The organism is Brenneria uluponensis, assembly GCF_032395385.1.
Classification (GTDB): domain Bacteria; phylum Pseudomonadota; class Gammaproteobacteria; order Enterobacterales; family Enterobacteriaceae; genus Prodigiosinella; species Prodigiosinella aquatilis.
Map to the genome: position 1 here is coordinate 4062715 of NZ_CP135917.1, position 14884 is coordinate 4077598.

16 protein-coding genes and 1 other RNA gene are annotated in these 14884 nt (G+C 49.4%); 11 read left to right on the forward strand and 6 right to left on the reverse strand.

Annotated features, from left to right (window positions below; all coding sequences use genetic code 11):
- Positions 1–39: 39 nt before the first annotated feature.
- Positions 40–2319 (reverse strand): NADP-dependent oxaloacetate-decarboxylating malate dehydrogenase, encoded by a 2280-nt coding sequence (gene maeB / locus RS889_RS18810; RefSeq protein WP_021014574.1) that lies wholly within the window; start codon positions 2317–2319, stop codon positions 40–42.
- A gap of 416 nt (positions 2320–2735) precedes the next feature.
- Here maeB and tal point away from each other — a divergent pair, with 416 nt between their 5' ends.
- Complete coding sequence (tal, locus tag RS889_RS18815) at positions 2736–3686, forward strand: transaldolase (protein ID WP_315708350.1); 951 nt, start codon at positions 2736–2738, stop codon at positions 3684–3686.
- A gap of 79 nt (positions 3687–3765) precedes the next feature.
- Here tal and nudK read toward each other — a convergent pair whose 3' ends face one another.
- From nudK to grpE, 3 genes are all read right to left on the reverse strand, one after another.
- On the reverse strand, positions 3766–4347 hold the full coding sequence (gene nudK / locus RS889_RS18820) for a GDP-mannose pyrophosphatase NudK (RefSeq protein WP_021014572.1): 582 nt from the start codon (positions 4345–4347) through the stop codon (positions 3766–3768).
- Positions 4348–4437: 90 nt separating this feature from the next.
- Positions 4438–5676 carry an Nramp family divalent metal transporter gene (locus RS889_RS18825; RefSeq protein WP_315708351.1) on the reverse strand — a complete coding sequence of 413 codons (1239 nt, stop codon included), beginning with the start codon at positions 5674–5676 and terminating at the stop codon, positions 4438–4440.
- A gap of 338 nt (positions 5677–6014) precedes the next feature.
- Positions 6015–6602: a nucleotide exchange factor GrpE gene (gene grpE, locus RS889_RS18830; protein ID WP_021014570.1), complete on the reverse strand. Its 588-nt coding sequence runs from the start codon at positions 6600–6602 to the stop codon at positions 6015–6017.
- Between the two features lie 136 nt (positions 6603–6738).
- On the opposite strand from grpE, the gene nadK reads away from it, so the two are divergent.
- The 3 genes from nadK (at position 6739) to bamE (ending at position 9880) form a co-directional block, all read left to right on the forward strand.
- Positions 6739–7617, forward strand: a complete 879-nt coding sequence (gene nadK / locus RS889_RS18835) for an NAD(+) kinase (RefSeq protein WP_021014569.1) — start codon at positions 6739–6741, stop codon at positions 7615–7617.
- Positions 7618–7701: 84 nt separating this feature from the next.
- On the forward strand, positions 7702–9363 hold the full coding sequence (recN, locus tag RS889_RS18840) for a DNA repair protein RecN (RefSeq protein ID WP_315708352.1): 1662 nt from the start codon (positions 7702–7704) through the stop codon (positions 9361–9363).
- Between the two features lie 181 nt (positions 9364–9544).
- A complete protein-coding gene (bamE, locus tag RS889_RS18845; RefSeq protein ID WP_021014567.1) occupies positions 9545–9880 on the forward strand; it encodes an outer membrane protein assembly factor BamE in 336 nt (111 codons plus the stop codon).
- 90 nt (positions 9881–9970) lie between these two features.
- Here bamE and RS889_RS18850 read toward each other — a convergent pair whose 3' ends face one another.
- Both RS889_RS18850 and RS889_RS18855 read right to left on the reverse strand, forming a co-directional pair.
- Complete coding sequence (locus RS889_RS18850; RefSeq protein WP_315708353.1) at positions 9971–10255, reverse strand: RnfH family protein; 285 nt, start codon at positions 10253–10255, stop codon at positions 9971–9973.
- Positions 10248–10682, reverse strand: coding sequence for a type II toxin-antitoxin system RatA family toxin (locus tag RS889_RS18855; RefSeq protein WP_021014565.1), 435 nt, complete (start codon positions 10680–10682; stop codon positions 10248–10250). Before RS889_RS18855 ends, RS889_RS18850 begins: the two co-directional genes overlap by 8 nt.
- Positions 10683–10837: 155 nt before the next feature.
- Here RS889_RS18855 and smpB point away from each other — a divergent pair, with 155 nt between their 5' ends.
- From smpB to tnpC, 7 genes are all read left to right on the forward strand, one after another.
- Positions 10838–11320: an SsrA-binding protein SmpB gene (smpB, locus tag RS889_RS18860; protein ID WP_021014564.1), complete on the forward strand. Its 483-nt coding sequence runs from the start codon at positions 10838–10840 to the stop codon at positions 11318–11320.
- Between the two features lie 48 nt (positions 11321–11368).
- Positions 11369–11732, forward strand: a transfer-messenger RNA (tmRNA) gene (ssrA, locus tag RS889_RS18865).
- Between the two features lie 193 nt (positions 11733–11925).
- Positions 11926–12363, forward strand: coding sequence for an integrase arm-type DNA-binding domain-containing protein (locus tag RS889_RS18870; protein ID WP_345785303.1), 438 nt, complete (start codon positions 11926–11928; stop codon positions 12361–12363).
- Positions 12261–12515, forward strand: a complete 255-nt coding sequence (locus RS889_RS23885) for a phage integrase central domain-containing protein (RefSeq protein ID WP_425475161.1) — start codon at positions 12261–12263, stop codon at positions 12513–12515. Before RS889_RS18870 ends, RS889_RS23885 begins: the two co-directional genes overlap by 103 nt.
- Before the next feature lie 45 nt (positions 12516–12560).
- Positions 12561–12869 carry an IS66 family insertion sequence element accessory protein TnpA gene (gene tnpA, locus RS889_RS18875; RefSeq protein ID WP_315707813.1) on the forward strand — a complete coding sequence of 103 codons (309 nt, stop codon included), beginning with the start codon at positions 12561–12563 and terminating at the stop codon, positions 12867–12869.
- Positions 12869–13237, forward strand: coding sequence for an IS66 family insertion sequence element accessory protein TnpB (tnpB, locus tag RS889_RS18880; protein ID WP_290180505.1), 369 nt, complete (start codon positions 12869–12871; stop codon positions 13235–13237). Before tnpA ends, tnpB begins: the two co-directional genes overlap by 1 nt.
- Positions 13238–13282: 45 nt before the next feature.
- Positions 13283–14869 carry an IS66 family transposase gene (gene tnpC, locus RS889_RS18885; RefSeq protein ID WP_315708354.1) on the forward strand — a complete coding sequence of 529 codons (1587 nt, stop codon included), beginning with the start codon at positions 13283–13285 and terminating at the stop codon, positions 14867–14869.
- Positions 14870–14884 lie beyond the last annotated feature (15 nt).

The following is a 14884-nucleotide window of genomic DNA, read 5'->3' on the forward strand; positions in this document are numbered from 1 at the left end:
GGTAGATTTCTCTGCCGGCCTGTCAGAGACCAATATCACTTACCGCAACGTAGTCTGTGCTTCAACCACTGCCAGCGCCACCATGTTAATAATACGGCGAACAGAGGCAATCGGCGTCAGGATATGAACCGGTTTGGCGATACCCATCAGCACCGGACCAACCGTCACCCCTTCGGACGAAGAAACACGCAACAGATTATAACTGATGCGGGCAGATTCCATATTCGGCATGATCAGAATGTTGGCAGAGCCTTTCAACGGACTGTCAGGCATCTGTTCATTACGAATCGACTCCATCAACGCGGCATCGCCGTGCATTTCACCATCGATTTGCAAATCTGGCGCCATCTTGTTCACCAGCGCCAGCGTGTCGCGCATTTTCTTCGCTGTCGGGGAATCAGAAGTACCAAAGCTGGAGTGAGACAGCAATGCCACTTTCGGCTCAATACCGAAACGACGTACTGTCTCAGCCGCCATCAGCGTGATCTCCGCCAATTGTTCCGGCGTTGGATCAGCGTTCACATACGTATCAGCGATAAACGTATTGCCGCTTGGCAACAGCAATGCATTCATTGCACCCGCAACATGCACACCATCACGATAGCCAAACACATCTTCCACTACAGCGAAATGCTCTTCATAATTCCCGACGGTGCCACAAATTAATGCATCGGCTTCGCCGCGATGAACCATGATAGAACCGATCAACGTCAAATTGGCGCGCATCTCACGCTGCGCCTGATCCTGTGAAATACCGCGCCGTTTCATCATCTCAAAGTATTCTTGCCAGTACGCTTTAAAACGAGGATCGGACTCGTTATTCACAACCTCAAAATCTTTTCCGATAGTAATCTGCAAGCCGAGCTTCTGGATGCGTTTTTCTATTACACTGGGGCGGCCAATCAATATCGGGAACGCCAGCCCCAGGGTGACCAATTCCTGAGTTGCATGCAGGATACGCGGGTCTTCCCCTTCGGCCAGCACCACGCGTTTCGACTGTAGACGGGCCTGAGAAAACACCGGTTTCATGAACAGATTGGTCTTGTAGACAAACTCGGTCAGTTTCTCGGTGTAAGCATTGAAGTCCTCGATAGGACGTGTCGCCACCCCTGAATCCATCGCCGCTTTCGCCACGGCTGGTGCAATCTTGATGATCAAGCGCGGATCGAAAGGTTTGGGAATCAAGTATTCCGGACCAAAGGAGAGCTCTTGATCGCCATAAGCAGAGGCGACCACCTCACTCTGTTCCGCCAAAGCCAAATCGGCAATCGCATGAACACAAGCCAGCTTCATCTCTTCGTTGATAACGGTCGCGCCCACATCCAGCGCACCGCGGAAAATAAACGGAAAACACAGTACGTTGTTAACCTGATTCGGGTAATCCGAACGGCCGGTACAGACAATGGCATCCGGGCGGACAGCCTTCGCCAACGGTGGCAGAATTTCCGGTTCCGGGTTGGCCAACGCCAGAATCAATGGATTCGGCGCCATCGTTTTGACCATATCCTGAGTCAGCACGCCAGGACCGGAACAACCGAGGAAAATATCGGCGTCAGGAATGACATCAGCCAGTTTCCTGCAACCATTATCTTCAATAGCATAGGCGGCCTTGGTTTCAGCCATATTCACGTCACGGCCTTTGTAAATCACGCCACGTGAGTCACAAACCACAATATTTTCGTGTCTCAGCCCCAGCGCCACCAGTAAATTCAGACAGGCGATAGACGCAGCACCAGCACCAGAGACCACCAGCCGTACATCAGAAATAGCCTTTTTCACTACGCGAAGACCGTTAAGTACGGCGGCAGTACAGATAATGGCCGTACCGTGTTGGTCGTCGTGAAATACCGGAATCTTCATCCGTTCACGCAGTTTCTTCTCAATATAGAAACATTCCGGTGCCTTGATATCCTCCAGGTTGATACCGCCAAACGTGGGTTCCAGTGCAGCAATCACGTCAATCAGCTTGTCTGGATCCAGCTCATCTACTTCGATATCGAAAACATCAATACCTGAGAATTTTTTAAACAACACTCCTTTGCCTTCCATGACTGGCTTGCCTGCCAGTGCGCCAATATTCCCTAAACCCAGCACCGCTGTACCATTGGAGATAACCGCAACCAGATTTCCTCGTGCGGTGTATTTATAGGCAGCTTGCGGATCTTTGGCAATTTCCAAACAGGGTGCGGCAACGCCAGGAGAATAGGCCAACGCCAAATCACGCTGAGTGACCAGCGGTTTGGTCGGTGAAACCTGAATTTTTCCCGGTACCGGATATTGGTGGAAGTCTAGTGCGCTTTGCTTTAGTTGTTCATCCATTTTTAATTACCTTACCTTTTCGCTTTGTTGTTCAAGTAGGGTTGCGAGTTACTTAAGTATAGTGTTCACCTTTGGTTAAACCATGACGCATTACAAAATCCAAGAGTGAATATCGCTTAATATAATTAATTAATGAGGAGAAAAATCAGTTAGCGAGCGCCCTTCAGGAATAAATTCTCGGACGAGTCTATGCTCAAAGTCTGGGAAATGCAGATAGCCACTCCGGGACCGCTCTCCTGCAAATATCCAGCAACAGAAAACAGATAACACAATGCAGCACGACAGCCTGCCTTATGCTGTGTCATCGACATTTCCCGTCGCAGCAATCAGAGAAAGCGCATGTCATTCTTCCCGGTAATGATGCAGTGTGTTGCCTTGCGTTTTTATTTTCATATTATTGTTCAAGGAGTTAAGCGATGAACCAATTAGAAGCCCTTAAACAGCTAACCGTTGTGGTGGCTGATAGTGGCGATATCGAATCTACCCGTCATTACTCTCCACAGGACGCTACAACCAATCCATCCCTGATCCTGAAAGCGGCCAGCCTGCCACAATACCAACCACTGTTTGACGACGCGCTGGTTTATGCCCGCAAGCAGGGCGGTTCCCGTGAAACCCAACTGATTAACGCCAGTGACCGCCTGGCGGTGAACATTGGCGCGGAAGTGCTGAAAAGTATTCCCGGCCGAATCTCTACCGAAGTGGATGCCCGTTTGTCATTTGACCGTGGGATGTGTGTTGCCAAAGCCCGCAAGCTCATTGGCATGTATGAAGAAAAAGATATTCACCGCTCGCGTATTTTGATCAAACTGGCGGCGACCTGGGAAGGGATTCGTGCCGCCGAAGAGCTGGAGAAGGAAGGTATTAACTGTAATCTGACTCTGCTTTTTTCCTTTGCCCAGGCTCGCGCCTGTGCTGAAGCTGGCGTTTACCTGATTTCTCCTTTTGTCGGACGTATCTATGACTGGTATCAAACCAGACAACCCGTTGCCGAATACGATGCCGAACAGGACCCAGGCGTACTGTCGGTACGTAAAATCTATACGTATTACAAGCAATACCGCTACCCGACTATCATCATGGGCGCCAGCTTCCGCAGGATAGAACAGATTCTGGCGCTGGCGGGCTGCGATCGTCTGACCATTTCCCCTGCACTACTGGAGCAGTTGAAAAATAGCGACGCTCCGGTAGAACGCAAACTCAGACCATCCACCGAGGGTTTCCACCACCCGTTATCACTATCGGAAGCCGAATTCCGCTGGGAGCACAATCAGGATCCGATGGCGGTAGAGAAACTGTCTGAAGGAATACGTCTGTTTGCCGCCGATCAGCAGAAACTGGAAACGTTGCTGGCTGCAAAACTGTAATATCGGATGGCTCACCGTACACAGTAAGGGACACAAAAAAGGGGCGCCATCGCCCCTTATCGATGACTGAACTCTCAGCCTATCTTTCAGTAAACCAGCCTTGAATCTGGGCGTACTGTAATAACATAATAGTCTTACCATCTCTGATATGACCATCTTTGAGCAGAGCCATGGCCTCGGTAAAAGGTAGCTCAACAACTTCAATATCTTCATCATCCACGCCACCACCCCGCATTTCTCGCAGCGACTCATCGTATTCCGCTGCAAAAAAATGAATCAGTTCAGTCACCCCTCCGGGCGACATATAAGCTTCAAACAACTTTTCCACTTTTCCTATAGCGTATCCAGTTTCTTCAATCGCTTCATTGCGGATACAGGCCTCCGGCGACTGGTCATCCAGCAATCCAGCACAGACTTCCAGTAACATCCCGCTGTCGTTACCGTTAACATATGTCGGCATCCGGAATTGTCGTGTCAGCACAACAGTTCCTTTATCCCGGTTATACAACAGAATTGCCGCACCATTCCCCCGGTCGTAAACTTCCCGCATCTGGCGAACCAGCTCGCCATTTTTTCTTTTCAGATCAAATACATATTTATTCAGAACAAACCAGTGGTCGGATAAAATCTTCTTTTCAATAATTGTGATGGGTGACGACATAATTGAGCCCCGGCATACAAAGAATCCGTGGAAAATAATAAGCTTGGTAAAACAGGAATGCACGTGATACTACCAGGAATACAGGCGCGATTAACGCGCCAGCAGCGTATCGACGATCAGATAGAGGTTCAGTGAAACAACGATAAATACAATCAATTTTCCCGTGTTTTGTATCAACCGACTGTTGACCAGATTACCCATTAATTCCCGGTTTCCGGTAAATACCAACAGTGGAATTAATGCCAAAGCGATCCCGAAACTCAGCAGAACCTGACTCAATACCAGCACTCGGGTGGGATCCATACCATACAAAATCACAATAAATGACGGCAACATAGTAACAGAGCGGCGTAACCACAGCGGTATATGAAAATGCACAAAACCTTGCATCACCACCTGACCCGCCAGCGTTCCCACGACCGTTGATGACAGCCCCGCCATCACCAGGCTCAAACCGAATATGGTCGCGGCAGCATGCCCCAGCAATGGTTGCAACGTCAGGTAAGCCTGATCGAGATCGCTAATCCCAGTATTACCACTAAAATGAAATGCCGCCGCCGCCGTCGCCATCATCGCCAGATTCACAAATCCCGCAATGGTCATTGCTATGGAAACATCAACTTTAGTCGCGGTATAACGCTCTGCAGATGTATATTTCCCTTCCCGTTGAGTCAGGGATGAATGCAGATAAATCACATGCGGCATGATAGTCGCACCCAATACCCCGGCAGCCAGCAATACCGCATCCGAGGTCGGAAAACTGGGAATAACCATTCCTTTGGTCAATGCCACTAACTCCGGACGTGAGAAAATCAATTCCACAATGTACGCTGCCGCAACAAACAGCAGTAGACCACCAATCACCATTTCCAGTGGTTTTTGTCCACGCTGTTGCAGCATGAGGATCAAGAAAGTCGCAATACCGGTGAGTACAGCCCCTTCCAGCAGGGACACGCCAAACAGCAATTTAAAGCCGATGGCTGCCCCGATAAATTCAGCCAGATCGGTTGCCATGGCAATGATTTCAGCCTGAACCCAATAAGCCCATACGGCAGGACGCGGGAAACGGTCACGGATATGCTCCGCCAGATTTTTCCCAGTGGCAATGCCCAACTTGGCTGAAAGCAATTGGATCAGCATCGCCATCAGGTTGGCCCAAACCACAACCCACAGCAATTGATAACCGTAAGAAGCACCCGACTGAATATTGGTGGCGAAGTTACCAGGGTCGATATAACCGATCGCTGCGATGAAAGCCGGCCCCATCAAAGAAAGTTTAACCTTTCTCGATTTGCGGCTGACTGATTCGACTACACGACTTCCCGGCATATGAGTGACCCTTCTAAAGCTGTTGTTTTACTACTTTTACATTAATGATAATGATTATCAAGTGCATTTAGAACGGCAATAATTATTACTCTAATAGGTAAAGATAATGATGCATTTACCCTATGAAAAACACCGGATTCAGCAAACGAATATTAACAAATTATAAACAAAAAAACGCAATTATTTAAAATTCAAGAATACTTATTACTTCATGCGAAAAACACCACATGAACACAATAAAAAAACAGAGGGATTACAGGATTAAAGACAGGAAAATTTGAATGGAAATCTTCGAAGACAACCGCAGCGAAGCCATTGTCTTCGGAGAAAAGGGAATATTATTCTTTGGCTTTAGACACAGCCACCATTGCCGGACGCAGTAGTCGACCATTCAACGTGTAACCTTTCTGCATCACCATCATGACGTGATTCGGCTGATGATCGGCAGATTCAAGCATAGTCATGGCCTGGTGGACTTCCGGATTGAACGGCACATTGGCCTCATCAACCACATCAATACCAAACTTATGCACTGCCGCTAACAGAGATTTCAGCGTCAGTTCAACACCTTCAATCATGGCAGACAGTGCCTCATCAGACTTGTCGGCCATTTCCAGTGCGCGCTCCAGATTATCAATCACCGGTAACATTTCACCCGCAAACTTTTCCAATGCAAACTTGTGGGCCTTTTCAATGTCAATATCCGTACGGCGACGAATATTCTCAATCTCTGCGCGAGCACGCATCACGTTATCACGTTCACGCTGCTGTACATCGTTCAACTGTGCTTCCAGTTCGGCAATACGCTCATCACGCGGGTCAACCACTTCTGTCATCTCCGGCATGGCTTCCGCTTTTTGCCCTTCTGCCGTTTCCTTTTGATCCAAGACTTGCTCGTCAGGTGACTTCTGATCTTTACTACTCATGAAATTCTCCGCGGTTTTAGCATTGTTCTCGCTAGTTCGCTTATTATGGGGATCAAACGCGGGGTTTCAAGGGAACGATTCACATATTGCCTTAAAACACGGAGTGCCAGACACTTCGGTGAGGATAATCGATTCAATGAACAAACTATTTAACTGCATCGGCATTGTCGGTCATCCGCGCCATCCCACGGCACTGACCACTCATGACATGCTATATCACTGGTTGAGCGACAAAGGCTACTCAGTGCTGCTCGAGCCACAGATTGCCCACGCTCTCAATTTGAAAGACGCCGTAACCGGTAATCTGGATGATATCGGGCGACAGGCAGATCTGGCCATCGTGATTGGCGGGGACGGCAATATGCTGGGAGCGGCGCGAATACTTTCACGTTATGATGTTAGCGTGATCGGTGTTAACCGCGGCAACCTTGGTTTCCTTACTGATTTGGATCCCGACCATACTCAGCAACAGCTCAGTGATGTACTGGCAGGTCATTACATTTGCGAAAGCCGTTTCATGCTGGAAGCACAGGTATGCCGCACAAAGCAGGCCAACAGTATTAGCACAGCGATCAACGAAGTCGTTCTTCATCCGGGGAAAGTCGCTCATATGATCGAGTTTGAAGTCTATATCGATGATAGCTTTGCCTTTTCTCAACGTTCAGATGGTCTGATCATTTCCACACCTACCGGTTCCACCGCTTATTCCCTTTCTGGAGGCGGCCCTATTCTGACCCCTACGCTGGATGCCATTGCACTGGTTCCCATGTTCCCGCACACACTGTCGGCGCGTCCGCTGGTAATTAACAGCAGCAGTACTATTCGGCTGAAGTTCTCCAAAATCACCAACGATCTGGAAATCAGCTGTGACAGCCAGATCTCGCTGCCAATACAGGAAGGTGAAGAGGTTTTCATCCGGCGTAGCAAACATCACCTCAATCTCATTCATCCCAAAGATTACAGCTATTTCAATACATTAAGTAGCAAACTCGGATGGTCTAAAAAATTGTTCTAAAAATGACCGCAAGCCACTTTACTGTATAAAAAACCAGTTTATACTGTACGTAATCACACTTGTTGTTACATACAGGAAACTACCATGCTGGCGCAACTCACTATCAGTAACTTCGCCATCGTGCGCGAACTAGAAATTGATTTTCAAGCCGGGATGAGCGTCATTACCGGCGAAACCGGTGCAGGTAAATCCATTGCGATTGATGCTCTCGGTCTCTGCCTCGGGAACCGTTCTGATGCCAGCATGGTTCGTCCGGAAGCGGCACGTGCAGATATCTGCGCCCGTTTTTCACTGGCTGACACCCCGGCGGCATTGGTCTGGCTGGAGCAAAACCAGCTTGATGACAGCAATGAATGCCTGCTGCGACGAGTTATCGGTGCCGACGGACGTTCCCGTGGTTTCATTAACGGTACCGCTGTTCCGCTTTCCCAACTACGGGAACTGGGCCAACATCTGATCCAACTACACGGTCAACATGCACACCAACTGTTGCTTAAACCAGAACATCAGCGTCATCTGCTGGATGCCTACGCCGATGAACCTCAATTACTTTCTGCCATGCAGCACGTCTGGCAACAGTGGCACCAAAGCTGTCGTGAACTGGCCCAACACCAGCAGGCAACCATTGAACGGGAAGCACGCCGGGAACTTCTGCAATACCAACTGAAAGAACTGAATGACTTCGCTCCACAGGCCGGAGAATATGAACAGATTGATGCCGAGTACAAGCGTCTGTCCAACAGCGGACAGCTGCTCGCGCTTAGCCAACAAACGCTACAACTGCTTAGTGAAGGTGAAGAACAAAACTTGCTCAGTATGTTGCACACCGCAAAACATCAGCTTTCTGAACTGATCAGCATGGATGAAAAACTCGCTGGAACACTGGCATTACTGGAAGAAGCCGACATCCAAATCAGCGAGGTCAGTGATGAGTTGCGTCATTACAGCGACCAGATGGACCTTGATCCAATCAGATTGTATGAACTGGAACAGCGCATTTCCCGGCAACTAACACTGGCCAGAAAGCATCACATTGCACCGGAAGATCTACCCACTTTTTATCAACAAATGCTTAATGAGCAACAGCAACTGGATCAGCAGGAAAGCGATCATGAAATTCTGAGTCGCACAGTGAGTGAATACCATCAACAAGCCCTGCATTTGGCTGAACAATTACATATTCGCCGCAGCCACCATGCTAGTGAGCTAGCACAGTTGATCACAACCAATATGCATGCCCTGGCTATGCCGCACGGGCATTTCAGCATAAACGTCGAGTTTGCACCGGAATCTCTCGGCATCAATGGTGCAGACCATATTGAATTTCGCGTGACGACTAACCCAGGCCAGCCCCACCAGTCGCTGGTGAAAGTAGCATCTGGTGGCGAGCTTTCTCGTATTGCTCTGATCATTCAGGTCATTACAGCACAGAAAATGGATACTCCGGCGCTGATTTTCGACGAAGTTGATGTCGGTATTAGTGGCCCAACGGCAGCTATTGTCGGTAAGATGTTGCGTCAGTTGGGGGAATCCACTCAGGTTATGTGTGTTACCCACCTGCCACAAGTCGCAGGCTGCGGACATCATCACTTTTTTGTCAGCAAGCAAACTGACGGTTCAGCAACAGAAACCCTGATGCAGCCGTTAGATAAGCGAGCACGATTACAGGAACTCGCCCGCCTGCTGGGTGGCAGTGCTGTAACGAAAAATACGCTGGCAAACGCAAAAGAGTTGTTAGCCGCATAAAAACGTTGAATGTGTTTTTAACAGTGCGCTGTAACGACCTACGGGGTGGTTGTTGAGATGGATGCCATAAAAAAGCCCAACTTTTTTGACTTCCCGGGGTCTTACATGGGTCTTGCAGGTTTTCAAGTCAGGCAAGGTCTATTATCATCTGCAACCTATGCCCTTAAGGAATGTAATCACTATGCGCTGTAAAACGCTAACTATCGTCGCCACGGTGGTTGTTGTTATGCTGACTGCCGGATGTTCCACGCTAGAAAAAGTGGTTTATCGGCCGGACATCAACCAGGGAAACTATCTGGCACCGGCTGATGTCGCCAAAATTCACACCGGTATGACCAAACAACAGGTTATCTATATCTTGGGTACACCGATGCTGAAAGATCCGTTTGGTAGCGATATCTGGTATTATGTCTTCCGCCAACAACCTGGTCACGAAGCAGTGAAACAGCAAACCTTGACATTGACTTTTAACAGTGACGGCGTGCTCACAAACCTGAATAACAAGCCTGCACTGTAACAATGCCCAGATATTGTCGGCGATAGGCGGTTATTCACTTAGTGGTGAACTGCGCCGACAAATAGACAGATAATAAGGTACTTGCGTGCCTTATTTTTTTGCGCGTTCTGCACGTTGACGACGTAGTTCTTTCGGGTCGGCAATCAAAGGTCGGTATATTTCAACACGATCGCCTTCACTGAGTACATCAGTCAACCTGACAGGTCGGCTATAGATGCCGACTTTGTTAATGCTCAAATCAATATCTGGCCGTAATGCTAATAATCCAGAAGCAACAACGGCCTGTTCAACTGTAGAGCCGTCCTCCAGGGTTAATGACCTCAGGTACTGACGATCCGGTAAGGCATAAACGACTTCCACGTGAAGTTCAGGCACGGTAAACCTCTTTGGCACGTTGCGTGAATGCCTGAACCATATTGTTTGCCAGTTCTTTAAAAATCTTTCCGAAGGCCAGTTCAATCAATGCATTCTTGAATTCAAAATCCAGATGCAACTCGACTTTACAGGCATCTGCACTAAGTGGCGTAAAGTGCCAACCTCCATTTAGCTGACGAAATGGACCATCAACCAGTTGCATGGCAATGTTCTGATTGCTGGTTAACCGATTACGGGTGGTAAACGTTTTGCTGATACCGGCTTTTGATACATCAACAGCCGCGGTCATCTCCTCCGGTGTAGAGGACAAAACCCGACTCCCCGTGCACCCTGGCAAAAAATCAGAGTAAGAAGGGACATCATTGACTAGTTTATACATCTGCTCCGCACTGAATGGGACCAATGCCGATCGATTTATCTTGGGCATACAATTTTCCGTGAGTCATAAAACGCGCAAAATAATAGCATTGATAAGCGGTCAGACAAAAATTATGCGAACGTTATCGCACGATATCATCAACATTGCTTTAGACACACCGCAGGGATTTCATTCCCCTTTACATCCAGTATAATGACGACACTATGACAAAGAAAAAAGCGTACAAACCCGGTTCCGCTACCATTGCGCAAAATAAGCGCGCTCGCCATGAATACTTCATTGAGGAAGAATTTGAGGCAGGGCTTACGCTGCAAGGTTGGGAAGTAAAATCACTGCGTGCAGGCAAAGCCAATATAAGCGATAGCTATGTCACATTCATGAATGGTGAAGCCTACCTTTTCGGTGCGACGATTACGCCACTCAACGTTGCGTCTTCACATGTTGTTTGTGATCCGACCCGCTCGCGTAAATTATTACTGAACAAACGCGAGTTAGATTCGCTGATAGGACGAGTCAGCCGTGAAGGCTACACAGTTGTTGCGCTGTCGATGTATTGGAAAAATGCCTGGAGCAAAGTCAAAATTGGCGTAGCGAAAGGTAAAAGAGAACACGACAAGCGTGACGATATTAAAGAACGTGAATGGAAATTAGACAAAGCCCGTATCATGAAGAACGCTAACCGCTAATCAGTGGCTTAGTAGCGGTAGATTCTGGTATACTGGCGAAAGTCTCCTGGGGCTGATCCTGGATTCGACGGGATTTGCAAAGCCCAAGGTGCATGCCGAGGGGCGGTTGGCCTCGTAAAAAGCCGCAAAAAAATAGTCGCAAACGACGAAACGTACGCACTAGCAGCTTAATAACCTGCTTAGAGCCCTCTCTCCCTAGCCTCCGCTCTTAGGACGGGGATCAAGAGAGGTCAAACCTAAAAGAGATCGCGTGGATGCCCTGCCTGGGGTTGAAGCGTTAAATCCAATCAGGCTAGTTTGTTAGTGGCGTGTCTATCCGCAGCTGGCAGGCGAATGTAAAGATTAGACTAAGCATGTAGTGCCGACGGTAGAGTAATTCCGGACGGGGGTTCGAATCCCCCCAGCTCCACCAATTTAGACATCGGGTATTACCAGATAAGTCCGATGAAGTACGAAAAGCCCGCATGGCACAAGCCCTGCGGGCTTTTTTGTGTCTGTAATCGTCCGAGGTCATCCGGCTGAATCCAGAGAAAATTGGTACACGTTTAGGTACACGGTATACTGTGATCCATTAAACGTGTACCAATTATGGAAGGGCTCCAGACATGGCGCGCATCACACGCCCCCTCACTAACAACGAAATCCTCAAAGCTAAACCCCGCGAAAAAGACTTCACGCTTCATGATGGTGATGGCCTGTTCTTACTGTCAAAACATCAGGTAAAAAATTATAGCGCTTCCGCTATCAGCGTCCAGTCAGTGGTAACCGAACGAATTAAAGTCTCGGCTCTTACACTCGCAGCAGCTCGTCAGATACGCGACCAGCATTTGACCACGCTCGCACAAGGTATGGATCCACAGCAGCAGCAAGAGCAAGCATCAGAACTGCGCCAGATTGAGCTGGACAGCATTTTCTCAACTGTGGCAGCAACTGGTTCCAGATTAAAAGCAAGAGCGTCACAGAAGACTATGCGAAAGATATTTGGCGTTCTTTGGATAAAGACGTTTTCCCTGCTATCGGCACGATACCTGTTCAGAAGATAAAAGCCAGAACGATTGTTGAGGCATTGGAGCCAATCAAAGCATGCGGAGCTCTGGAGACAGTTCGCCGTTTGGTACAGCGCGTTAATGAGATAATGATTTATGCAGTTAATACCGTAAGCGCCCTTAAATCGGCATCTTTTTTCAGTGATTAACTGCGCCACACTGCCGCTGTCTACCCTAAACACCGAGGCGCAATCATGACATCTCAACAGCGGGCCGAGCATTGGCGCGAACAGATCACCACCTGGCAAGCATCCGGTCTTTCTGGCCAGGTTTTCTGCCAGCAACAGCAGCTGACATACCACCAGTTTGTTTACTGGCGGCAAAAATATTGTACCGATAACCCGACTCAAGCGCGGGCCCCAGGGTTTGCCAAAGTCACCGCCGACATCACCCACGTCGACACCCCAACCGAGCTGACACTCTCATTGCCCAATGGCCTGGTGATCACCGGTCTTAATGACCGCAATGTTTCCCTGCTGGGCGCTATTCTCAGGCAACTCTGATGCGTAACCGTGACTTACGCCCGGCGCTGGCGATGCCACAGATTTTTCTTTATCGCGCACCCATCGATTTCCGCAAGCAGGTCAACGGGCTGGCGGCGCTGATAGAACAGGAATTGGGACACGATCCTTTTACCGGGGCGCTGTATGCTTTTACTAACCGCCAGCGCAATAAAATCAAATGTCTGATGTGGGAAGACAATGGTTTTGTCCTTTATTACAAGGCGCTGGCAGAGGAGAAGTTCAAATGGCCCAGTCTGGCCGATGACCTGTTACCCCTGACCGGGGAGCAGATTAACTGGCTGCTTGATGGTTACGATATCAGTCTACTCAATGGGCATAAAAAACTGCATTATGATGGCGTTAATTAGTCGAAACAGGAAGCATCAGGTGGCTGTTTTTGTTATAATTTAACCATGAAAACGCCCACTTTCCCGCCAGCCGAAAACCCAGACAACCGCAGTTTATCTGCGGTTGAATTGCTGGCGCAGGTCGAGGAACTTCAGCAACAGCTTCAACATCGCGAATGTTATATCGCCCTACTCGAAGAACTGCTCCGCCTCAAAAAAGCCCAACAGTTTGCCGCCAGCAGTGAGCGGCATACTGACCAGATTGCCTTGTTCGATGAAGCCGAACTGGACGTGGCAATGGAGTCCTTGTTGGCTCAACTGCCGGATGACGTATCGCCGCCCCCACCGCCGTCAGGCACCCAAAAACGCCAACGCGGTTTCTCCGATAGTCTGCTGCGTGAGCGTGTGGAGTTGTGCCTGTCCGACGAAGAAAAAGCCGGTGCCCGCACCACCTTCTTCAGCAAGGTTAAAGAAGAGCTGGCGTTTATTCCCGCCCAGTTAAAAGTCATCGAATACTGGCAGGAAAAAGCGGTGTTTGACCGCGATGGCGAGGAGTTTATTGTGGCTGCCCGCCGCCCGGTCCATCCGCTGGGCAAATGTTTTGCCACCACCGCCTTGCTGGCGTATATCATCGTCGCCAAATATGCCGATGGGCTGCCGCTGTACCGCCTGGAAAACATGCTTGCCCGCAGTGGCCACCCGGTAGGCCGCACCAATATGGCCCACTGGATCATCCGGTTAGCCAAGGTATTTGCCCCGCTGCTGGCCAGGTTGCGTGACGTGCAAAACAGTGGCCGTTACCTGCAAATGGATGAGTCCCGCATCCAGGTGCTGAAAGAAGAAGGCAAAACCGCCCAATCGGACAAATGGATGTGGGTGATACGCGGTGGCCCCCCCGATAAACCCTCAGTGCTGTTCGAGTATGACCCGAGCCGCGCGGGTAGTGTTCCCGTGCGCCTGTTGGCGGGATTCACCGGTATTTTGCAAACCGATGGTTATGCCGGTTATGACGCGGTGTGCCGTGAAAACAATCTCGTGCGTATCGGCTGCTGGGATCATGCCCGGCGCAAATATATTGAAGCGGGCAAAGCGGTCCCCAAGGGCGCAAAATCTGCCAAAGGCAAACCCACTAAAGCGGATGTGGCGCTGGGCTACATCGGTAAACTGTATGGCATTGAACGGAGCCTGCAGGGGCGCAGTGAAGCGGACAAATACCTGGCCCGTCAGCAATATAGCCTGCCGTTGCTCAAGGCATTCAAACTATGGCTGGAGCAGAATGTCGGCAAGATAATGAAGGGATCGCTGACCCGTCAGGCCATGGACTACACGCTCAACCACTGGGCAGAATTGATAGGCTATTGCGATCATGGGCAGGTGAACATCAGCAATGCGTTGGCGGAAAATGCCATCCGCCCGTTTGCGGTCGGTCGCAAGGCATGGCTATTTGCCGACAGTTCGCAGGGCGCCAGCGCCAGTGCCGGGTGTTATTCCTTGATCGAAACGGCGAAGGCCAATCAGTTAGAGCCGACGGCGTATATCCAGTATGTGCTGGATCACATCGGCGAGGCGGATACGCAAGAAAAACTCGACGCGTTATTGCCCTGGAATGTGGACCTGGTCCCCTTTTTAAAAAATGTGTCGCAGTATGGATAGGGGGAGTACGTCGAT